Genomic DNA, 23,051 nt, shown 5'->3' on the forward strand with positions numbered 1-23,051 from the left:
GAATTTAAATTCTCTCAGGGGGAAATCATGAGTGAGAAACCAGAAAGTCGCCGTTCATTTCTCAAACACTCCACGGCAGCCACTGTCGCCGCCAGTCAGCTGGTGTCCCTCGCGCCCGCGAATGCATACCAGTCAAATGAACGTCTCCGCATCGGTATTATTGGACCGGGACGACGGGGATTTGGTTCCCACGTGAAAACACTGGTGAAACTTCGCAACGAAAAAGGGGCAAATCTCGATATCACCGGCATCAATGATGTTTATTCGGTGCACCGCGATCAGGCCGTGGACTATATCAAAAAAGAAACGGGAAAAATCCCCAAAACTTACAAAGATTACAGGGACTTATTGAATGATAAAGAGATCGACGTCGTCTGTATCGCGACTCCCGATCACTGGCATGCAAAGCAGGTTCTGGATTCTCTGAAAGCCGGCAAACATGTCTATTGTGAAAAGCCAATGACGCATCACATCTCAGAAGCCATGGAAGTCGTCGATGCCTGGAAAAAATCCGGACTGGTTGTTCAAGTAGGTGTGCAGTCCACCAGCATGCCCATCTGGAATGAGGTACGTGCCCTGGTCGATGAAGGGAAACTTGGAAAAATCGTCCAGTTCCAGGCAGAATCGTTTCGAAATTCGCTGGGGGGCATGTCACGTCATAATGTCATTACCAAAGAAATGACTCCCCGGACTATCGACTGGAAACGCTGGCTGGGTGCCGAAGAAGGTCTTGCTCCTGATTTACCTTTCGACCGGGCGACATACGGACAATGGCGCTGCTACTGGCCTTTCGGCTACGGAATGTATTCTGACCTGTTCGTGCATCGTGTTTCTGCCATGCTGAAAGCCACCGGGCTGATGTACCCCGGGCGCGTTGTTGGCGGTGGTGGAATTTTCCTGGAGTACGATAACCGGGAAGTCACCGATGTAGCCTCGATCATTGCCGACTTCCATGAAGGCGTACAAGGGCTGGTTTCCAGCACGATGATTTCCAGCGAAGTCCCCATACGACATCTGATTCGTGGTCATCATGGAACGGTCGTTTTCGATAAAAACGTATTCGGGAAGCGGCAGGCATATGAATTTATTCCCGAACGTCCACAAGTAACACTCGACAGCAAGTTAAAGCAGGAAGAAGTCGTCTCCGAGCGTGTTCCCGACCAGACGCTACTGCACTTCGAAAACTTCCTGGCTGCTGTAAAAGCCGAAGACCCCTCGCTGGTTAATAATTCCCCGGAACTGGGGGCAGCAGCGATTATGGTGGTCAATCTCGCTGTTCGCAGTTATCGAGAAGGAAAAGTCTTTCAGGTCGAACGTGATTCTCTGCAGATCAACAATGGGGACTCCAGCTGGGCTGACAACTGGGAGACCATGTCGAAAGAACACAGTAAGCCCCGACATGTTGCAGGCTGGCATGCAGGTGACAGAGGCAGCGTTCTCATACCTCCAAAATATCAAAAACTGGCTGGCCCCTGGATTGATGGCAGACCGCCTGAAAATACCTGATCATACATTCGATTACTGTTCCAGAAATTCATAGAGCTCCATCCAGCGAATTTCCAGTTCTCCTATCTCTTCGACCAGGGGCTGCATTTCGTCATGGAGTTCCTGTGCCTGTTCCGGGCTCGTTGCTTTCAGGAATTTCTTGTTGATCTCGTTTCGCTGTTCATCGAGTTGGGCAATTTTGCGTTCAATGGCAGAGAGTTCTTTCCGCGCATTTTTGATTTTACCGCCTAAACCTTTTTCGCGAGGAACCGACTTTTTCTGTTCCTGTGTCGCAATCGATGCCTGATTCTGCTCGCGGTGACCATCCGCCACTTCTTTCTTTACACGATAAAGATAGGCATCGTAATCGCCTTCATAGCTCTTCACCGTACCGTTTACCACTTCAATCACATCGGTGGCGACTTTACTCATAAAGTGGCGATCATGGCTGGTGAAAATCACGGTTCCCTGAAATTTCACCAGCGCATTTCCTAATGCTTCCACTGTTTCGACATCAAGGTGGTTACCTGGTTCATCCAGAATCAGTATGGAGTAGTTACCCAGCAGAATTCCGGCCAGGCACAAACGCGCCCGCTCCCCCCCGCTGAGGACCTTAATGGGTTTATCCAGGGCCTGTTCCTTGAACAGGAAACTGCCTGCGACTGCCAGAATCTGCTGGTTCGTTGTCCCGGGAGCCGACTCTAATTCCAGGTAGTCACGAATCGTCTGTTCCGGAGGCAATGATGTATAGACGTGTTGTGCATAGCAGGCGACATTACAGTGATAACCCCATTTCAGACTTCCGTCTAACGGTTTAAGCGAACCGGTAATGGATCTCAAGAAGGTCGTTTTTCCCTGTCCGTTATCACCGACAATCGCCGCCCGGGAACCATGCTCAATCTCGAGGTTAATATTGTCTGCGACGCGGTTCTTGGGATAACCGATTGCCAGATCATCGCAGATCAATGCAATCCCCTGCCGCTTCTCTGTCTGTGGGATGATGATATTGACAGTGGATTCTGCTCCCTCGATCTCGGTCAGGGTCAGTCGTGCCAACTGTTTTTCTTTACTTCGCGCTTGAGAGGCGGTATTCGCGCCTGCTTTATTTTTTGCAATGAACGTTTCCAGCTGACGCCGTTTTGCCAGTACCGTCGCATTGGTTCGTTCATCACGCTCTTTCAGAATTTCCTGATTCTCCAGGTACTGATCGACGTTCCCATTATACAGAGTCAGTTTGCCTCGCTTGAGTTCCAGAGTCTGATTACAGATTGCTTTGAGGAAAGTACGATCGTGAGAAACCACCAACACTGCGCCGCGGTAATCTTTCAAAAAATCTTCCAGCAGGAGCTGAGTACGCAGGTCGAGGAAGTTCGTCGGTTCGTCCAACATCAGAAAATTGGGATCATGCAGCAATAAAGCCGCCAGTTTCACACGTGTCTGCCAACCACCGGAAAGTTCTTTGACAGGGCCATTTAAAAAACGGCCTTTCAATTCAAACTGACCGGCAACAGCACCACAGCGCCAGTCGGGCTGACCACTGTCGCGCATCAGAAAATCCAGCGCACTTTCGCCAGGCTGAAACGGATCATGCTGCCTGAGATAACCAACCCGAAGATTGGGGTGACGAATGATTTGTCCACTGTCGACCGATTCATCTTCCAGCAGGATCCTCAACAATGTGGATTTACCGGCCCCGTTGCGCCCGATGAAGCCGATTTTCTGCTCATCCGCGAGCGCAATCGATGCTTCGTTCAGCAGTTCTTGAGCACCATAACTCTTTGTCACATTTGATATTTCAATCAGCGTCGCCATCACTCTTCTCAATAAATGAACCGAAAACCTCAATGTTAAGCGTATACACGAGGACAGAGAAGATAACGGCTAAGCGTAATCATTACAATTGATCATACGTGCCTTCTTCAAGGGGCCGGTTTCGCGTAATCCTCTCTCCTGATTGCTTCGTACCGGTTATGACAATTTTTCCAGCCGGGAATGACCTGAAACACTTATTTCCAGCCACGCGGTACCGGTTCCTGAACTATCGTTTTAAAAATGCATCAATATGAATTCTGATAGTTTTTCAGGGTCAAATATGGAAGTGGCCCGATTTTGTTCTTCGACTGTTTCTGCCTAATAGATTATTTATGGCGAATGAAGCGTGTTCTGATCCTGCTCCTGTACAACAAGCGGTTACCGCATCTGTAACCGCAAAGGGTCAAGCTGCGCGTTCACGAAATGCTTCGCAGAGGCGACGTCAGCCCCTTCCACTTTCAATTATGGGCGGATCCTCGGCCCCGAAAAACGCTTATATTCTGTTTCTGCTGGTCAATATCACCTTATTCCTGAGACCGGCTGAGCTGATCCCTGCTCTGGCTAATCTGCCCATTTATGAAGTTTTGATCCTTTCATCATTTTTCTTATCCCTCGATCAAATCAAGCGAGCAGTTAAGCTGCCGATGCTGAAACGGCAACCGATCACCCTGTGTGTCATTGGAGTTCTGGTCGCGGTTGCCTTGTCACATGCATCACACATGTATTTCTATGGCATCCGCACATCGACTGTCATGTTCCTGAAAACATTGATGTATTATCTGTTGTTGATCTGCATCATCGACTCCCCTCAGCGTTTAAAAGGGTTATTGAAAACCATTGCCATTTCGTCGTCTGTCATGATCCTGTTGTGTGTGATTGATTACGTGGGCATATTCGATTTTGAATTTATCAAACACGTCAGTGACCGTGACGGAGTTTCTGATGCAGGAGAAGTGATTCGTGTATTCCGCATGCGAGGCACCGGGATCTTCCAGGATCCCAATGACCTGTCCGTGTTGATCGTGACGACGGGTATCCTCTGCTGGTACTTTTTTAATGATCCCGCAGCGAGTCCACTCAGATTTCTGTGGGTCGTCAGCATGATCATTCTGGGGATCGGCCTGATCTATACCCGTTCCCGCGGAGGTCTGTTGACACTGGGAATAGCCGGCATGGTCTTTGTTTTACCCAAGTATGGTAAAAAAGCAGCGATTGCCTGCGCAGTGGTTGGCATGGCAGGAGTGACAGTTCTGGCCGGGCGCCAGGGAAACATTGACCTGAATTCCGGAACCGGACATGACCGGATCCTATTGTGGCGTGAAGGCCTGTCGGCAATCAAGTCTCCCGACCTGTTGTTTGGTATCGGCGAAGGACAGTATTCCGATCTGGCTGGCTTAGCAGCTCATAACTCGTTCGTACATGCCTTTACCGAACTGGGTCTGTTTGGTGGTACATTTTTCATCGGCTGTTTTTTCTTTGCCGCACTGGGAATATATCGCCTGGCACAATTTCAAAGTAAGAATCACGGCAGACCCATTTTCCGCAGTCGGGAACTGGAACGGTATCTGCCTTATGCCGGTGCCATTCTGGCTGCCTGGTGTGGCGGAATGATGTCATTATCCCGCTGCTATGTCGTTCCCACTTACATGGTTGTGGGCATCTCTGCTGCCTATCTGAATCTGGCGGGAGCCAGTCTTGCAAGACCGACCCCACTGGTCTACTGGAACAAACAACATGTGATTTATCTGTTAGGTGTGAGCATGGGAATGCTCATTGCGTTCCTTATTTTTGTCCGTATTTTTGCCCATTAAAAATCAGTGCAGTGATAATACACTGAAAGTAAAATGATGACTCAACGTCGATCAGTCAAAATGAATTTGTGTGCGACATGGCTCAATCATGGAGTGAGCCTGGTGATCGGCGTATTCCTGATGCCTTACGTTCTGCATATCCTGGGAGATGCACAGTATGGCAGTTGGATCTTTATTAATGCCATCGCCGGATATTCCGGTCTCCTCTACCTGGGATTTGGTCAGACTATCAGTCGCTATGTCGCACATTACCATGCCAAGCAGGACTGGAATCGACTGAACCATGTTTCAAATGTGATTTTTGTCATCTATCTGGGTATGGGCAGTCTGGCTTTATTAACCGCAGGTATCATCGCGTGGCTGGCACCTCACTTAAGTGACTGGGGCACGATCTCCCTATATGAAATCAGGCTGGTCATTCTGATTCTAGGTCTGAATGTCTTTGTTGGTTTGGCAGGTAGTGTGTTTGGTGGTGTCCTAATGGGTATCCAGCGGTTTGACATTGAGCGCGGTGTCAATCTGACCGGTGCTCTGTTGCGACTCATGCTGACATTGATGTTCCTGAAAGCGGAATGGGGACTGCTGACAATTGCGCTGATTTTCTTTACGGTCACTGTCGTAGAAAATATCGGCCAATGCTATTTTGCGTTTCGTCAGGTGAAAACATTCAGAATTGGTCGCCAATACCTGGACTGGAGCATCCTCAAAGAGTGTGGTTCATTCAGTGGCTTCGCATTTATCGATGCTATCGCCTGGACTCTGATCGAAGCAACCGATTCCATTCTGATCGGAATCTTTTTCAGTCCGGCCATGATCGTCCCTTATTACATCGCGCTGCGACTCACACAATTTATTAACATGCCGATTGCACAAATCGGAAAAGTCTTTATGCCCCGGGCAGGAGAACTGCATGCCAATGAGGATCACCATGCCCTGCAAAAGCTGGTTCTGAATGGTGTCTCGCTCTCTTTTCTGCTGGTCACCGGTTTTTTTATCGGCGTCTGTTTCTTTGGCACGACGCTGATCAACACCTGGATCGGAACCGGCTACCCGGAAAGCCATATTATTTTGATGATTCTCCTGGGTGCCCGCATCATCGCCTTACCAGTTTCAACATTCCGTTCAGTCCTGTATGGAATGGGACATGTCAAAGTTCCTTCGCTGATTTACATCAGTGAGGCCATTGCCAATCTGATTTTATCACTGATCCTAATTCAGTCACTGGGTCTCATCGGCGTCGCGTTAGGTACAGCGATCCCCATTTTTATTGCGGAGCTGGGAATCATCCTGCCTTACGCGATGAAGAAACTGAATATCTCAACCAGTCAACTGCTGCGAACGGCCATCGCTCCCACTTTGGCGCCACTGCTGATGCTGCTGGGCTATTCCTACTTCTTACCACACTTTATTGAAATTCGTAATTCCTGGGCCATTCTGGTGGGAGTTGCCGCCGGAGGAGGTGTCTTTCTGCTGGGCACCTGGCTGGTTTTTGAAAAAGGAACCTTACTGCTGCATCGGTCAGTTCCTGAATCGATTAATTCTTAGTTTTCAGCAATTAAAAATATGATGAGTAATACAATGTCTACCATTCACTGTGCACAACATGAAATCAAACCGAATTCCGAAAACCGTTCTGAAAACACGGTCGCCGGTCCACTGTCACTGCATTTGCGCGACCAAGACCAGACACAGGACTGCCTGCAAATCTGGCAAACCCTGGAAGCACAATTTGATGCTGTCCCCCTGATGTGTTCCTCAGTATGGACATCAACATGGATCGAACATTATGGCGATTTACAACCCTACTCTTTTGTGATTGCCTCCCGAAACAACACTCCTTGTGGTATCTGTCTCTTAGCTGAAGGTGTAGAACAGTTTGACGGCCCCCTTCCCATTAAAACCCTGCACCTGGGAACTGCTGGGGAACCAGCGGCAGACAGTGTCTGTGTGGAATACAACTCACTATTGATTCAACCCGCTGACCAGTCAGCATTCATGAATGCTCTGGTCGAACTGCTTTCTAAAAACCAGACATGGGATTCCCTGTACTTCGATGGTTTTGCCAGTGCCGAGCTCGAAGACTGGAATCTTGAATTACCCGAAACATCCGTCCGAAAGATTGAAAGTCGCTATTTTGATCTACAGTTGATTCGTGAAGAAGAGCGGGATGTGATTTCCGGCTTTGGCTATTCCACCCGGAAGAACTTACGCAAGAACATGAAGACTTATGGTAATCTGACGACTGAGTGGGCTGAAACCATTGAACAGGCCGAGTCCATCTTTGCCGACCTGGTTGCATTACACCAGACCCGCTGGCAGAAAGAAGGTCAGCCCGGCTCTTATGCCAGCCAGCGATTTACCCGGTTTCATGAAGCGCTGATTCAAAAACTGATTCCCTCCGGTCAAATGGGGTTGTTTCGCGTCAAAATTGAGAACGAAGTCATCGGTTGTGTCCAGGTCCTGATCGATCGAAATCGGGTGCTTTGTTACCAGGGTGGTTCTGCGGAATATCGTGGCAAACTCAGCCCGGGAGTCATCACCGATTACCTCTGTATCGAAGAATGCTTCCAGCGCGGATTTGATGCCTATGATTTTCTCGCAGGCAACAGTCACCATAAACAGAAAATGAGTACGCACCACAATTTCCTGACCTGGGCCCAAATCCAGCGTCCCCGCTGGAAATTCACGGCACTCAATGCATTACGAAAAATCAAACAGACCATGAAGCTGATCCGCAAAGCAGATCAGTAATCCCCCTACTCAATGGATAGATCGCGATGAGCACAATCGAAGCAATCAAAACAATAGCCCCTGCGACCAGCTATACATCTGCAGGAAAACGGCTGCGCGTCTGTCACTTGAGCCTGACGCTCTGCACTGGAGGTCTGGAACGACTGCTGGTCGATTTTGCCCGCTACCATAACCGGGAACTATTTGAACTTGAGTTTATTGCATTGGGAGAAACAGGCGTCCCGGCGGAAGAAATTAAACAGATTGGCTGTCCCGTTATTCAGTTCCCGCTGACAGCGCGGGGAAAACTCGAAAAGATCAGGCAGTTATCTGACTTCCTGAATCAGAGGGACTACGATCTGCTGCATACACACAATGCTTACCCTCACTTTTACGGCAGCCTGGCGGCCTACCGGTCTAAAATACCTGTGACTATTCAAACACGTCACGGCAGACGTTTTGGAACGACTTTCAGTGAGCGCATGCAGTTTGCTATTGCCAGCCGCTTTGCTGACCGCGTTGTTCCTGTTTCTGATGACACCGGCCTGCGTTGTAAGAAAGTCGGCTGGCTGAACGATAGTAAAGTAACACGCATCTGGAATGGCATTGATGTCGACCGGTTTGTCTTTACCGGGCCTGCTGATAAAAAGACCGCGATCACCGTATCGCGACTCTCACCTGAGAAAGATCTAGCGACGATGCTGCGCGCAGTACAACAGGTCGCACAGGAAATCCCGGAATTCCGTCTTCTCATTGTTGGAGATGGACCGGAACGGGCCAGACTCGAAAGTCTCACCGCCGAATTGAATCTGAAATCGCAAGTCGAATTTCTGGGGGAGCGCAATGATGTTCCTCAATTGCTCAGCCAGGCAGGGTTCTATGTTTCCTCATCACTGACGGAAGGAATTTCTCTCACCCTTCTGGAGGCCATGTCAGTCGGTCTGCCAATCGTCGCGACAAACGTTGGCGGAAATCCTGAAATTGTACAACAACCGGCTACTGGATTACTTGTCCCTTCTGCTAACCCTGCTCTCCTGGCGTCGGCCATGATCCAGATGTGTGAGAATCAGGACCAGTGGGCAGAAACCGGTCAGCGGGCACGTGCGCGTGTGGAACAGTACTTTAATATCCGCACTATGATTAAAGATTACGAAAACCTGTATCTCGATATTTTAAACACTTCATTAAAAAGCTAATCGCTATGCAGACAAATCTGAAACGAAAACAACAAGCAGACTACTGGGCCACGCAAACGGACCAGGAGGATACGGGCTTTGAATCTCTGCAGCTGGACTTCATCCAACTGGCCCCTGGTCATTTCCACCCGATGTCTGAACTGTACCAGAGCTGGATGGAACTGTTTCAAAAAGATCCTCATTCCGAACTCGATCAGCACCCCGATCATGTACTCCGGATCTCTCCCCTGCTGCAGGAAGAACATGCATTTGCGAGAGGCCATCTCCTGTTTTGTCGAAAAGGCAATAAACCGGTTGCAGCAGCAGTACTGCTTCCAAAATTATTCAATACAAAAACACTGCGGGGTATCGGACCTGCCAGACAGATAGGTGGATACTTCCTGTCCGGTCATCGATTTCTGATGTCAGAGGATTATCAGCATGACCAGGCGTTCCACAATTTCCTGCTGGGAGCAAGCGTCTCTTTCTGCGGTCATAACGCAGGCCGGTTTTTGTTACTTGAAGACATTCTGATTAACGAACCACTCAACCAATCACTGAAACATCTTTCGAAGCATTTTTTATCCTATTCTCATACTGGTTTTCAGCCACGAAGCCTGATTCAGTTTCCAGAGCATCCGGTAGATTACTGGAACCAGTTTCGTTCCAAATCACGACGAAAACATCGCAAATTATTACGTGACAATTCAGAGTTACAACTAATCCGCGTTACACGCCCCGATCAGGTTGCAGAGTTTCTTGAGGCAGCTCACCAGATTTCGCTTAACACCTGGCAAACACAGCGTCTGGGACTGAGAATTAAAAACAGTGACAAAGAACTCGAAGAAATGATGTTCCTTGCCATAAATGACTCTTTACGTTCCTATCTCCTCGTGGATAAGGACCAGCCGATCGCGTTCAAAATCGGCAGCCAGCATCGAGGTACTTTCAACGATCTGGAATTTGGATTTGATCTGAACTATGCCAGCGTCTCGCCCGGAGAAACCTTGCTGCTGTTGATTCTGGAAGACCTGATTGAATCCAATACCCCCCGCACTTTTGATTTTGGAACCGGTGATGCGGAATACAAGCAGCGATACAGTACCGAAATCACTCAGAGTCATTCCGTACTGCTGTTCCCTTCCACCTGGAGGAATAAATGCCTCATCAGTTATTTGAAATCGTCCTGCTGGATTGACCAGACTTCCAGAAAGGTTCTGAAATCTTCCGGCGTCTATACCGCGTTGCGCCAAATGTCCCGGTATCGGAAGCTGGGCAGTCGCTAATGAATGCGCGAAAACACCACGAAGAGTTATCTACTGAAGCCAGGCCTGCCATGAATATTTTATTTCTTTCCAACGTATTCCCTAACCCGTTACATCCCGGGAAAGGTACGTTCAACAGATCCATGATTGACTCGCTGTCTCAATTACACCGGGTACATGTCATCACACCGGTCTCCTGGATCGATGAGTTTTCGCATGCGATCAAAAATAGAACCCGGATGGATCGAAAATGGATGCCCGTTGAAAACACGGGGCAACTCAGTGTGGAGTACCCACGATTCTACTATCCACCGAAGATACTACACCAGCATTATGGACAATTTTTGTCATGGTCACTGCACCAGACTCTGCAGCGAACCATCTCCCGTTTTCAACCTGATATTATCCTGTCCTACTGGATACACCCTGATGGTGAAGTTGCCGTCAAAGCAGCCCGCGAACATGGCATCCCCGTCGTCGTCATGACCGGAGGCAGTGACGTGCTGCTACTCACACAAAACCGGAAGAGAAAACGTGTCATTCAGAATGTGCTTCAACAGGCAGACGGCGTGATCACAGTCAGTAATGACATTATGAACGCAGTGAAACAACTGCAGATCCATCCAGAGAAAATCCAGACTGTGTACCGTGGCGTTGACCGTGAACTGTTCAGTCCCGGCGACCAGCGAGCCGCCCGCGAACGCCTGGGGCTCCCGCTCGATCGAAAAATCATAGTTAGTGTCGGACGCCTGGAACCGGTTAAAGGACACTCCATTCTTCTGAATGCCTGTGAGAAAATAAGTAAAGTGGGGACTCAATTTACGTGCTATGTTTTAGGTAACGGTTCTCTGGAATCAGCATTAGTACAAAAAGTAGAACAAAACGGATTGGGAGAGTTCTTCCAGTTGAAGGGATCACAACCTCAACACCGCCTGGTGGACTGGTACCGTGCAGCAGATGTCATCGCATTACCCAGTCTCTCTGAGGGGATTCCCAATGTTCTTCTGGAAGCAATATCCTGCGGAAAACCGTTTGTTGCCAGTCGTGTGGGTGGCATTCCCGAAATCGCAGACTCTGACTGTGATCGACTGGTAACACCTGATGATTCGAGTGAATTGGCTGTGGCGCTATCAGAAATGCTGGTATCAAAGGCTCCTGCTGAACGGCGGAGTATTGAACCGATGTCATGGCAGGAGTCGTCATTAAAAATCAGTCAGTTTTTGTCTGACTGCAGTACACGTTATACGGCTGGCCTGACCGGACAACAGAAATCACGCTCGTCGTATCAGCGTAAAGCTCAAAAAACGAAACAACAAACCTGAAATCAGCCGCCATGAATATCATTCGTCAATTCGTCAAGAAAACGATCCCCACGGTGATCCCGCGGAAACTGTATCTGGTTCATGGCGATGCCGATCACTTTGATTCGGACACAGATGTCGGCTGCTGTAAAACAGACAGTCGTTCCCTCATCAACATTGCCTTCACTTTTGATGATGGACCCCACCCTGAACACACACCTCTTCTGCTGGACGTCTTGCAGAAATACCAGCAACAGGCGACTTTTTTTGTCATCGGCGAAAAAGCCCGGCAATATCCTCACCTGATAGAACGCATCGTCCAGGAAGGCCATGAAATCGGTAACCATACATTGACCCATTCTGAACCGGCACAAACCTCCACGCGCAGCTTTCTTAAAGAAATTCAGCAGACGGATGAAATCCTGGAACAGATTACCGGCAAGCAGGTGAATCTGGTTCGCCCACCCAAAGGTAAACTGAATCTCGGCAAACTGCTGGGACTCTGGCGTCAACAACGTACCGTGGTTCTCTGGGATACCGATCCCCGTGATTATTTAATGAACGACCATTCTGAAATCATCAACTGGTGTCACAACTATCAGCCCGATTCCGGAAATTTCTGTCTGATGCACGACAACCACCCCTACGCGATTGAGGCGGTCCATCAGCTCTCTGAACACCAACAGGCCCGCATTCAGTCGCATCCAGTCAGCCGTTGGATTGAAAACAAAGCACTGCAACCAACGAGAACACAGCAGGCTTGTGCCTGATTTAGAATATTGAAAGAACAACGAAACCATGTCCACCATTATCACTCGACCCACCGAAACTTCTGACTCCCGGGACAATTCGATTCCGGAAGGAATGCGGAAACGGCTGCTGCTGGTCAGCTATCACTTCCCACCCGTCGGCGGAGCTGGCGTACAACGCCCAGTGAAATTTGTCAAATACCTGCGACAATTCGGCTGGGATGTGAGTGTGCTGATGGCAGCAAATCCCTCTGTCCCTGTATTTGACAATAGCCTGCTGGTCGACATCCCGGAAGAGACGAATCTGGTCAAAGCCCGTACCTGGGAACCAGATTATTCTCTCAAAAAGAACGTGGCCAACAAAAATCAGAACCATCATTCATCCAGTCTGCTGTCTCCTGTAAAGTCTGCCTGCCGTAAGATCGCCAGGTCAGGTGCCGGACTCTTACTCCAACCCGATTCACAGATCCTCTGGTATCCCAATGCACTCAAAGCAGGAAAAAAACTGCTCAAAGAAATACACCACGATGCCATTCTGGCAACCGCCCCTCCCTACTCCAATCTGGTTCTTGCCAGCAAACTGAAACGAATCTCGGGGCTGCCGTTAATTTTGGATTTCAGAGACGAATGGGACCTGAGTAGCAAGTATCTGGAAAATCATCAGCAGGATCGGATTTCGCATCTGATCCAGACTTGCTTACAGAAATCGGTTATGAAACACGCCGATGCGATTGTCGCGACAACCAAGGCCAGCACACAAAGGCTTCTTGAGCGTGCACACCAGTTTGGTACAGACGCCATCGGCAAGTGCATCTACAACGGCTTCGATCTGGATGACTTTGACCATTTGGATGAACCTTTTCAGAAGCCAGATTCCCATACCGCTCAGAAACGATTTCGAATCGTTTATACGGGTACACTTTGGAACCTGACCACGGTCGAACCACTGATTCACGCGATCGAAGCCGTACACCAATCGCAGCCTGAGATCCTGAAAAATCTGGAACTGCAGTTCATCGGGAGAAAAACACCAGAACAACAGGCTCTACTGGAACGAATTAAACAGACGGCCTGCACCTTGATTACTGAAGAATACTGTGCCCATCACGAAGCATTGAAAAAAATGGCAAACGCTGACGCGCTCTGTCTGTTGCTGAGTGATGTTGAAGGTGCGGACCGGGTCGCTCCGGCAAAACTATTTGAGTATCTGGCGGTGAAACGGGAAATACTGTCGATCACTCCTGCAGGCGAGACTGCAGACATCCTTGGTAGTTTCTGGCCTGCCTCCAATTTCCGTGCAGACAATGTTGCGGGTATGGCAGGCTGGTTAACAGAACGACTCACAGAGACACATGATGCCTGTATTTCCCAACCGGAACAGATCGACCAGTTCAAGCGCGAATATCAGGCAGGACAGTTGGCAGACCTGTTGAATCAACTGGTAAACAATACTGTCTAATCCGCGAAATTGCATAACATCAATACAGTGAATACGAAGTGAGCTGAATATGAAGTTTTGGGAAGACCTGAAAGCAAAATCAGAATGGTGTTACGGGAGCATCACCTACCGCTGCCTGCTAAAGACCTGCCTGACAGATGGCACGATGGCAATGCTATGGTATCGCCTGATGCAATGGTCTGATTCCTGGAAACTGTTTCCACTATCCATGATTTTCAATAAATGTAATGCCATCTTCTGCCAGTGTATCATCGGCCGGGGTGCCAGTTTTGGCAGACGGTTTGTGATCATCCACAGCCAGGGAATCGTGATCAATGGCTCAGTCAAAGCGGGTGACGACATCAAGCTCGAACACCAGGTCACCATTGGTGCAGAACGCAATACTTCTCCCGTACTCGGAACCGATATTTTCATTGGGGCAGGAGCCAAGATCATTGGTGGCATTCAGTTGGGCTCGCATTCGAAAGTTGGTGCCAATGCGGTTGTCGTTAAAAATGTTGATTCACACACCACTGTCGGCGGAATCCCGGCACGGGTGCTCAAAGTGCATAATGATAATCAGCCGGTAAAGCAACTCGAAGTGAATCAGGCTGAATTACCCTACAAGCAGCTCCAGAAAGGATCATCCACATGAATCCCCTTCTGATCGCCAGTCTGTTCTGGACCTCCCTGATTCTGATCGGTTTTTCCTATTTCGGTTACCCTCTGGTCATCTGGCTGCTGGCACGTAATAAATCCAGGCAACAGGTTGAAGAACACCGCGAACCACTCGATACAAATTCTCTGCCCCAGGTTTCGATTCTCATCGCCGCGTACCGCGAAGAAGCTGTCATCCTCGAACGCCTCAACAATCTTGCCAGACTCGATTATCCGACATCCAAACTCGAAATACTGATTGGCTGTGATGGTAATGAAGATCTGACGGGCGAGCTTGTTAAATCATACGGCGACGATCAGATTCGTCTGATCCAGTTTGATCACCGTCGAGGTAAAGCCTCGGTCCTGAATGATTGTGTCCCCCTGGCTGCGGGAGAGATTCTCGTTTTTTCAGACGCGAATACCAACATGGATCCACAGTGTATCAGACAGCTCGTGCGACATTTTCAGGATGATTCGACTGGTTGCGTCTGCGGACAACTCATACTGGAAGATGCAGAAACCGGCAAAAATGTAGACGGCCTGTATTGGAAATATGAGAATTTTCTCAAACATTGTGAGACCCGCCTCGGCGCAGTGTTGGGTGTGAATGGTGCAATATATGCATTACGAAAATCACTCTACCAGCCGATTCCGGCAGACACAATTATCGATGATTTTCTGATTGGCATGCGGGTCCACCTGGCCGGACAACGCTTGATCTATGACGAAACAGCCTTTGCGGTCGAGGAAACAGCAACTTCCGTTCAGGCCGAATTCAAACGACGAATTCGTATTGGCACCGGAGCGTTCCAGAGCCTGAAACATCTGAAAGGACTTCTGAACCCTCGCTATGGTTCTATCGCTTTCGCCTTCTGGTCACACAAACTGTTGCGCTGGTTCTGCCCGGTTTTTATGAGCCTGGTTTTTCTTAGCAACCTGTTTTTATTAAATCAACCGCTATACCAGGCAACATTGGCGTTGCAAATCCTGTTTTATGCTACTGCATTCGTTGGCATGAAACTGAAAGGCAGCAGCAGCCTGTTAAAGCTCTGCCGGGTTCCGGGCATGTTCGTTCAAATGAATCTGGCTTTGGGAATCGGATTGTTTCGCTGGCTCTTTACCAGTCAGAGTGGCATCTGGGAACGAACCGAACGCAGCCTGCCTGCTTCAGTACCAGTGAATGATCAGGACATCCCGGAAACGGATCCAGTCATCAGCGACTCTGAAACGCTGACGACAGATACACTCCCCTTTACAAAAAGTTAAACCATAATGTCCCCGTTACTTCTTACCTGTATCACAATCTGTATCACGTTATTGTTTGGTCTGGCAGTCGCCGTCTTTTTAGCCATTCGCTCCCGGAACATGCAGTACTGGCTTCCCGCTTATCTGTTTTCCAGGAAACGAGATCCGAAAGTTTCCTTCAGCCCGGAACAACCCCGTCATATTTTCATCGCTGTCTGTGACCACTTTGAACCAGAATGGGGTAACCCCACGAAATCGGAAGCGATCGCCCGCGTCGATCGCTGGTGTGAAGAATACCCGGCTCGATTTTCCCGGTTCAGTGATTCGCGGGGACAGGTGCCACAACATACCTTCTTTTACCCGCAGGACCAATATGCGCCCGAGTACCTGGACCGCCTGGCTTCTTTGTGTAAACTAGGATACGGTGATGTGGAAATTCATTTACATCACGATCACGACACAGCCGACGGGTTAAGGCAGAAAATGAATGAGTTTCGCCAGACGCTCTTCGACCGACATGGCCTGCTGAGAAAAGATCCCCAGACGGGAGAGATTCTCTACAGCTTCATACATGGAAACTGGGCACTCTGTAACTCGCGCCCCGATGGACGCTGGTGTGGCGTTGACAATGAGATTGAAATCCTGCTGGAAACGGGCTGCTATGCCGACCTGACCATGCCTTCTGCTCCCAGTAATACTCAGACTGAAATCATCAACAGTATTTATTACGCAAAAAACCGCCCGGGAGAACGGAAATCACAGAACCAGGGAATTCATGCCCAGGTTGGACAGTCACCTGAGTCAGACAGCCTGCTGATGATCCAGGGTCCGTTAAAACTCGACTGGAGTCAACGAAAATGGGGGCTGATGCCTCGCATCGAAAATTCCGACCTGCATGCGGGGCGCCCCGGAACAGTCAATCGATTGCAGCACTGGCTGGCCGCCGATGTGCATGTCACGGGACGTCCCGACTGGACATTCATCAAACTACATACACATGGTGCCAAGCCTGGCAATATTGATACTCTGCTGGGAGCCGAAACTGAAACATTCCATGAAGAACTCCGTGCAGAAGCCGAACGCCATCCGGAATGGAAGTACTATTACGTTACTGCCTGGGAGATGGCTGCATTGATCCATCAGGCAGAACAGGGAGCAACCATTCCCGATTTTGATACGCTTCACAAGGACGCCCCCTCGTCATCAGGACCAATAGTTACTACTGAGTCGCCTGCGTTCAGCGGTAGAAAATAAACAAGGTTCTCATACTATTTTTCACATGATCTCAACAGATACCTGTTTCGGAACAAATTCGCATTGACCCAATTTTTAAGATTTGTCAAGATCCTGAGTGAAGGTGATATGGTCGAGAGACCTCTCTCCAGACATCCTATCTTATCATTCGATATCGAAAAACCGGCAAGCGCACTGCTTGCCTGATCGCGACAGAAATTCATACTGGCTCATCAACGTTTCAAGGAGGAAACAAAATGAGTGTCACATTAGTGCATACCGGTGTATCACATACTCGTATCGAGTACTGTATTTGGGAAGCACTGAATCAAGTCTGGCCTCACTCAGCTACGATAGCCCGTTTTGGTACTGGGTTTTCTCCTGCGCAGGATATCAACTCAATTGACTCCGATCTGATTATCAGTACCAGTCTGGAAGCAGCCGCATCGATCAAATGTAAAGAGCACCAGTTACATATGTGTTATCTGGAACCCCGTTCCAGCAACCAGGCCCCCCTCAACCAGCAACTCATCAATAGTATGACGGAAGTGGAATTTGTCGTCCCTACAAAAACACTCCAGAACCAGAATCGGGATCGATTCACTTCATTTGTCAAACCGCCCGTAGATACCGATTTCTTCTGCTCCGGATTTGACCAGAGAACGGAATTTTACCTGCTGGTTGTCGATGGCCAGTGGACTGCATCTGATCAACTTGCCGTGAATGCCTGTCAGGACCTGGGACAAAGCCTCTCGATTGCAGGGATCAGTGCTGAGGATCTCCCACAGGATCTGCAGGATCATCCCATGATTGAAGTTCTGGGCCCACTGGAAGACCAGCAACTGCGGGATCAATATCGCCTTTGTTCAGCAGTCATCTGCCCCCGTGATGTTGATTTCGACCTTTCAGCCATCGAAGCTCAAAGCTGTGGCACTCCTGTCATAATTTACTCTGACTGCGAAGCCGCTCGGTCGGTCATCTGTTTCGAACAGAATGGCCTGGGAAGTGGAATTCATTTTGAAGAGCAAACGGTGACTTCACTCGCCAGTGCCATTCGTGAACTGGAACTCAGACCACAGCGTTGTCAGCCAGTGATTGGCTGGTGCTGTGCGGCCCAGTTCTCTTTCCAGCAGTTTCAGATATCCTTTAATCAGGCCATCGCCAAAGAAATTGCCTACCGTATACAAACGGCAGCGAGGAAAAAGCAAAGCCAGGATCAACAGGATCAAGGTCCCTCGGAAGAACGCATCGCCGCATAGTCTGTTCACCACCGACTGCTGTTATCGATCATGATCCAAGCGTTGGCAGGAAAGCCAGCAGCTTATACTGTTCCTGATTGTTAAGTTGATCGGTCTTGAATGATTCAATCGCCCAGACTCTATCATTTTGGTCGACATCTTACCGACCTTCGTGGCAACTTGGGTATTTTTCACAAAGTGTTCCACCTGGAGCTGTTAGCAAGTTGAGACGCAGAAGCTGTCTGATGACTCCTGTTTCCTGGCTGGAACCACTGGCAGAAACACAATTGAAACTCACTTCTTCTGAAGTAGATGTTTTGAGTTTCACTGCCTGATGTTTTGTCTCGATCCTACTCCATTTTAATGACTTACAGCCAAGCTGTTGAACGCTGATAATCATTTGAACTTCAAGTTCAACCCAGAATTTGAACTGTCATCAGACAGGCTGCGACGATCGCAGGTTTTCCCGCACCAGGCCCCATTCTCCCCATCCACTCAATGCTATCTATTCTTAATAACAGGATCCTGCCGACTATTTCTCCAATTGCTTTGAACGCGTCACCTCTGACGATCTGGATTCCTGTATCCAAGACGCCGATATCTTATTATTAGTCAGTATTCCAGAATCAGCGGTGAGACGCTGTTTTCTATAAGTCACTCAATCGCCAGGCAAGGATGCAAGCGGTTCATGTCAAATCAAACCATCGAATCACTGGAACAACGGGTTAAAGAGCTCGAATCCCAAATCGAAGACTACCAGAAACAGCTAATTCATGCCCAGAAAATGAGTTCCGTTGGTGCACTGGCTTCTTCAATTACCCACGAGTTCAATAACATCCTGACGACTGTGATCAATTACGCCAAACTGGGATTGCGTCACAAAGAAGAAGAACGCCGCGAGAAAGCATTTAACAAAATCTTGTCTGCCGGACAGCGTGCTGCAAAAATCACAACCGGAATGCTCTCCTATGCCCGTGGCAGTGAAAGTCGTCAGGAACCGGTCGATCTGGTCGTGCTGGTAAAAAGTGTGATTGCACTGGTCGAAAAAGACCTCTCCATGAACCGTGTCAATCTGCACACTCACTTCGAGGCTCAACCGGAAGTTGTTCTCAATCCGAACCAGATTCAGCAGGTACTTGTCAATCTGATCGTCAATGCACGACAGGCCATGCCTACCGGAGGTCGACTCGACCTGGCCGTTCGACTGAACGCAGAAGCGAATATGGCAGAAGTCATCGTACGCGACAGTGGAGCTGGCATCTCCTCAGACCGTTTGCATCACATCTTTGACCAGTTCTACACCACGAAAGAGGCCGACGAAAATGGCCAGGGGGGAACCGGTTTAGGGCTTTCGCTGGCGAAAGAAGTCATGGAAGCGCATAACGGCCGCATCCGTGTGGAAAGCGCCGTCGGTAAAGGGACAGCGTTTACGCTCAAGTTTCCGCTTTCCACAACTGCTATCGAAGCCGCCTGAAACAAGAGGCAGTTGGGAAAAAATCAGGGTTCATACACTGACCCTGCAGGGAATGTGATATTTTCAGGCATTTCCATTGAATTCCTTAAAGCGTTAGACTATATAATCTTAATCTCAGGCCGGAGTGGCGGAATCGGCAGACGCGCTGGATTCAAAATCCAGTGAGGGTAAACCTCGTGGGGGTTCAAGTCCCCCCTCCGGTACTACATGAAAACCCGACAGGAAATGGTATTAAAACCTTCCCCGTCGGGTTTTTGTATTTAAGACTGATCCTTGCTGAGAATCAATTGATGTCTCTATCAGCTATTGTTTTTTGGCCAAATCCAGAAAGACGAGATGCGAGGGGTTACCCACTGCGGCATACTGATCGGTGAACGTTAATTTCCCCGTGTGTCTGTCTACCTTGAAAATGGCGATGTTGTCTGCTCGCTGATTGCCGCAGTACAGGAATTCTCCTGTGGGATCGAAACTGAAACTGCGCGGGTAATTTCCGCGAGTCCATTCATCGGCCACCCAGGTCAGCTCCCCCTGGGGACCGACGGCGAAGACACCAATGCTGTCATGCAGGCGGTTGCCTGCGTAGACGAATTTTCCATCAGGTGAAACCAGAATTTCCGAACAGAAATTGCTGCCTTTAAAACTGGCTGGTAGAGTGGAAATGGTCTGCCGGGAAGTCAGTGTTCCTGCTTTCGGGTCATAATCGAATAGAACGAGGGTCGAGCCCTCCTCCTGAATCGAATAGAACCAGCGTCCATTGGGATGAAAGTGGAAGTGCCGGGGACCATCACCGGGAGGCAGGGAGACAGATGGGGGATCGTTCGGGGTAAGTTTGCCCGTTTTCTCATCGAACTTCCAGATATAGATTTTATCCAGCCCCAGATCGACGTGCAGTACAAACCGTCCGCTCGGGTCGGCCTGAATCATGTGGGCGTGCGTATGATCATGTCCGCTGAAGGCGAAGCTGCCCTCGGGTGCATTTTGGGCAATGGTCGGACCAATTTTTCCGGAATCATTTTTCACATCAGTCGCCTCCCCCAGTCGTCCGTCTTCCAGAATGGGAAGCACCGACACCGAGCCGCCAAAGTAATTGGCGATTAACAGATATCGTCCTGAAGGATGAATACTCACATAAGTCGGCCCGTCTCCTCCTGAGCTGACTTTGTTGATTGGTGTGAGTGATCCGTGCTCTCTGTTGATGGCAAATGCGGAAACGGAACCGTGTTTCTCCTGACCCACACGATCGGTTTCATTGGTGGAATAGAGGCGTGTGCCTGCTGCATTGACCGCCAGACAACTGGGACTGTTTCCCATCCGCTGGATGCCTGCAGGTGTCATCGCCCCGGTCTCACGATTAATTTCGAAAAGATGAATGCCGCGCCCATTTCCGGGCGGCAGATCGACTTGAGTGTCTAATACATCCTGAAGCGGAGAACTGAACGTGCCCACATAAGCCATCAGTGGTTTTTCCGCCGCCTGCGTTCCTGCCTGAGCTAGATTAGCGACAAGTGGAATTGTCCCCGCCATAGCAAGAGAAGTTGTTAGAAACGAACGACGAGATTGATCGGTAAGATTCATAAGTGAGTCTCTAAATTGGTCAGTAGGGATTAAACAGTGGGTGAGATTCTTAAGTTTATCAGATCACTATACTATCTTGATCGTGGACACAATGCATTTGTTATCAGCAATAATTCAATAGACAAAACCACGACTGAGATCAACATTTCCTCTCTGATTAATTTCCAGTCTTCCCTGGTATCAGAATCTGCAAATTGGTCCTCTCACACTTTCTTTACCTGTAATTAACTTGCCCCAAGTAGCACTGACGGATAGACTTAATGCTCTTCATTCTGATTCAGCCAAGCTTGTTGGGTCTAATTGAAGGCAGGCACTTAACTTCTTAATTGTAGATCCATTGACCATAGGATCTTGTCCGTAAATACGTAAATAGAAAGTTCCGTTCATGCCTGCCATTCGATACACCGTTGTTATCATGGGTCTCATACTGCTCATTTCAATCACATCTGGTTGCCAGAAGAGTCAACCAACGGATCCCGATTCAGTTCAGGTCTCCACTACTGAGGGGAAAAAAATTCCGGCTGCCGCTGAAAAAAAAACCATCGACCCCAAGATGGTGACGAAGCCAGGCGAGCCGATGACAGTAGAGCGTTATCAGGCGGTCAAAGCACGTCTCAAAGAGATTGGATTAGCGCTGCACAACTTTGTTGATCAAAATCGTACCTTCCTTCCCTCTGTTGAGGAACATCCTGAATACTATGATGAGCATGGTCGCCTGAAAGTCAGTTGGCGCGTGCATCTCCTGCCTTTCCTTGATCAGAAAAAACTGTATGGACAATTCAAACTGGATGAAGCCTGGGACAGCCCTCACAATGCACTGCTGGCGAAAAACATGCCTGATGCCTTCCGTTCTCCTGATACTCCAGCCGGCTCAGATAAAACCCGCTTCCGGGTTTTTGAAGGAACACGAAAAGAAAAAGACCCCACAACGATGTTTCCGCTGGGGGCTCCCCTTGGATTTCGCGATATTCTGGATGGAACATCCAATACGGTGATGGTCGTCGAAGTCGGGCCTGATAAAGCGGTCGAATGGACGAAACCTGGCGGTCTGAATATTGCACATCCTCAAGCAGAGTTCGGAGCTGCCGCCAGAGGGATTCCCGTGCTGATAGGTGATGGATCTACCAAATGTTTTAAGCGGGATATTGACGACGCTACCTGGAAAGCGTTGATTGGTCCGAATGACGCAACTGTGATTGACTGGAGAGTCATCGAAATCAAGCATTCGACACTGTCACCAAAACAGTCTCAATTATTAAATCAGCTGAAACAGATCGTCATGGCTTTATTTAACTACCATGATACTTTTCGGAGATTTCCTCTCGCTGAAGAACATTTAGTTGACGGAAAACCCCTTTTAAGCTGGCGCGTCCACCTGCTGCCTTTCCTAGATCAGAAAGAACTTTACGGGCAATTTAAACTGGATGAAGCGTGGGACAGCCCCCATAACAAAGCATTGCTGGATCAAATGCCGGATATTTATCAGTTCAATCCACAAGGCAAACCAGGCGTCACGCAAGTGATGACTTTTTCGGGTAAGAACACCCCTTTTCCAGGTGGTCCTGGTCCCAGACTCAGAGACATCACCGACGGCACATCGAACACCATTTTCTTTGTGATTGCAGCCCCAGATAAAGCAGTCCCCTGGACAAAACCGGAAGACTTGGCGTTTGATCCGGCTGATCCAGTCAAAGCCCTGGGTAAGATCACCTCTCCTGCTTATGTGGCAGTAATGATGGATGGTTCGATTCGAACCGCTCCTATCGATCTTCCTGCCAAAACACTTACCAATCTGATTCAACCTGGCGATGGCAACATCATCAACGTAGACCTGCCCTCATTTAGACCTCGTTAAGAGAA

At 49.0% G+C, this 23,051-nt stretch carries 17 protein-coding genes and 1 tRNA gene; 16 read left to right on the top strand and 2 right to left on the bottom strand.

The window, feature by feature from the left end; genetic code table 11:
* Positions 1–27: 27 nt before the first annotated feature.
* Positions 28–1,506, top strand: coding sequence for a Gfo/Idh/MocA family protein (locus tag ACN0YH_RS01455; RefSeq protein ID WP_417377779.1), 1,479 nt, complete (start codon positions 28–30; stop codon positions 1,504–1,506).
* A gap of 12 nt (positions 1,507–1,518) precedes the next feature.
* On the opposite strand, the gene ACN0YH_RS01460 is transcribed toward ACN0YH_RS01455, so the two are convergent.
* Positions 1,519–3,297 carry an ABC-F family ATP-binding cassette domain-containing protein gene (locus ACN0YH_RS01460; RefSeq protein ID WP_417377780.1) on the bottom strand — a complete coding sequence of 593 codons (1,779 nt, stop codon included), beginning with the start codon at positions 3,295–3,297 and terminating at the stop codon, positions 1,519–1,521.
* 644 nt (positions 3,298–3,941) lie between these two features.
* On the opposite strand from ACN0YH_RS01460, the gene ACN0YH_RS01465 reads away from it, so the two are divergent.
* From ACN0YH_RS01465 to ACN0YH_RS01530, 14 genes are all read left to right on the top strand, one after another.
* A complete protein-coding gene (locus ACN0YH_RS01465) occupies positions 3,942–5,108 on the top strand; it encodes an O-antigen ligase family protein (protein ID WP_417377781.1) in 1,167 nt (388 codons plus the stop codon).
* A gap of 33 nt (positions 5,109–5,141) precedes the next feature.
* Positions 5,142–6,653 (top strand): oligosaccharide flippase family protein, encoded by a 1,512-nt coding sequence (locus ACN0YH_RS01470; RefSeq protein ID WP_417377782.1) that lies wholly within the window; start codon positions 5,142–5,144, stop codon positions 6,651–6,653.
* A gap of 33 nt (positions 6,654–6,686) precedes the next feature.
* Positions 6,687–7,859 carry a GNAT family N-acetyltransferase gene (locus ACN0YH_RS01475; RefSeq protein ID WP_417377783.1) on the top strand — a complete coding sequence of 391 codons (1,173 nt, stop codon included), beginning with the start codon at positions 6,687–6,689 and terminating at the stop codon, positions 7,857–7,859.
* Between the two features lie 26 nt (positions 7,860–7,885).
* Entirely contained in the window at positions 7,886–9,034 is a 1,149-nt protein-coding gene (pelF, locus tag ACN0YH_RS01480; protein WP_417377784.1) for a GT4 family glycosyltransferase PelF, read from the top strand.
* A 5-nt stretch (positions 9,035–9,039) separates the two neighbouring features.
* Positions 9,040–10,299, top strand: a complete 1,260-nt coding sequence (locus tag ACN0YH_RS01485; protein WP_417377785.1) for a GNAT family N-acetyltransferase — start codon at positions 9,040–9,042, stop codon at positions 10,297–10,299.
* Between the two features lie 50 nt (positions 10,300–10,349).
* Entirely contained in the window at positions 10,350–11,600 is a 1,251-nt protein-coding gene (locus ACN0YH_RS01490) for a glycosyltransferase (RefSeq protein WP_417377786.1), read from the top strand.
* Between the two features lie 11 nt (positions 11,601–11,611).
* Positions 11,612–12,349: a polysaccharide deacetylase family protein gene (locus tag ACN0YH_RS01495; protein WP_417377787.1), complete on the top strand. Its 738-nt coding sequence runs from the start codon at positions 11,612–11,614 to the stop codon at positions 12,347–12,349.
* 28 nt (positions 12,350–12,377) lie between these two features.
* Positions 12,378–13,787, top strand: a complete 1,410-nt coding sequence (locus ACN0YH_RS01500) for a hypothetical protein (RefSeq protein ID WP_417377788.1) — start codon at positions 12,378–12,380, stop codon at positions 13,785–13,787.
* A 49-nt stretch (positions 13,788–13,836) separates the two neighbouring features.
* On the top strand, positions 13,837–14,421 hold the full coding sequence (locus ACN0YH_RS01505) for a serine O-acetyltransferase (RefSeq protein ID WP_417377789.1): 585 nt from the start codon (positions 13,837–13,839) through the stop codon (positions 14,419–14,421).
* Complete coding sequence (locus ACN0YH_RS01510) at positions 14,418–15,692, top strand: glycosyltransferase family 2 protein (protein ID WP_417377790.1); 1,275 nt, start codon at positions 14,418–14,420, stop codon at positions 15,690–15,692. The genes ACN0YH_RS01505 and ACN0YH_RS01510 overlap by 4 nt, the downstream gene beginning before the upstream one ends.
* A 6-nt stretch (positions 15,693–15,698) precedes the next feature.
* Positions 15,699–16,925 carry a hypothetical protein gene (locus ACN0YH_RS01515; protein ID WP_417377791.1) on the top strand — a complete coding sequence of 409 codons (1,227 nt, stop codon included), beginning with the start codon at positions 15,699–15,701 and terminating at the stop codon, positions 16,923–16,925.
* 236 nt (positions 16,926–17,161) lie between these two features.
* Entirely contained in the window at positions 17,162–18,163 is a 1,002-nt protein-coding gene (locus tag ACN0YH_RS01520; RefSeq protein ID WP_417377792.1) for a glycosyltransferase, read from the top strand.
* A gap of 667 nt (positions 18,164–18,830) precedes the next feature.
* On the top strand, positions 18,831–19,616 hold the full coding sequence (locus tag ACN0YH_RS01525) for a sensor histidine kinase (protein ID WP_417377793.1): 786 nt from the start codon (positions 18,831–18,833) through the stop codon (positions 19,614–19,616).
* Between the two features lie 118 nt (positions 19,617–19,734).
* A tRNA-Leu gene (locus ACN0YH_RS01530) sits at positions 19,735–19,819 on the top strand.
* Positions 19,820–19,919: 100 nt separating this feature from the next.
* Here ACN0YH_RS01530 and ACN0YH_RS01535 read toward each other — a convergent pair.
* A complete protein-coding gene (locus ACN0YH_RS01535; RefSeq protein ID WP_417377794.1) occupies positions 19,920–21,191 on the bottom strand; it encodes a beta-propeller fold lactonase family protein in 1,272 nt (423 codons plus the stop codon).
* 385 nt (positions 21,192–21,576) lie between these two features.
* Between ACN0YH_RS01535 and ACN0YH_RS01540 the strand changes: the two genes are divergently transcribed.
* On the top strand, positions 21,577–23,046 hold the full coding sequence (locus ACN0YH_RS01540) for a DUF1559 domain-containing protein (RefSeq protein WP_417377795.1): 1,470 nt from the start codon (positions 21,577–21,579) through the stop codon (positions 23,044–23,046).
* Positions 23,047–23,051 lie beyond the last annotated feature (5 nt).

The organism is Gimesia sp. (assembly GCF_048262075.1).
Taxonomy (GTDB): domain Bacteria; phylum Planctomycetota; class Planctomycetia; order Planctomycetales; family Planctomycetaceae; genus Gimesia.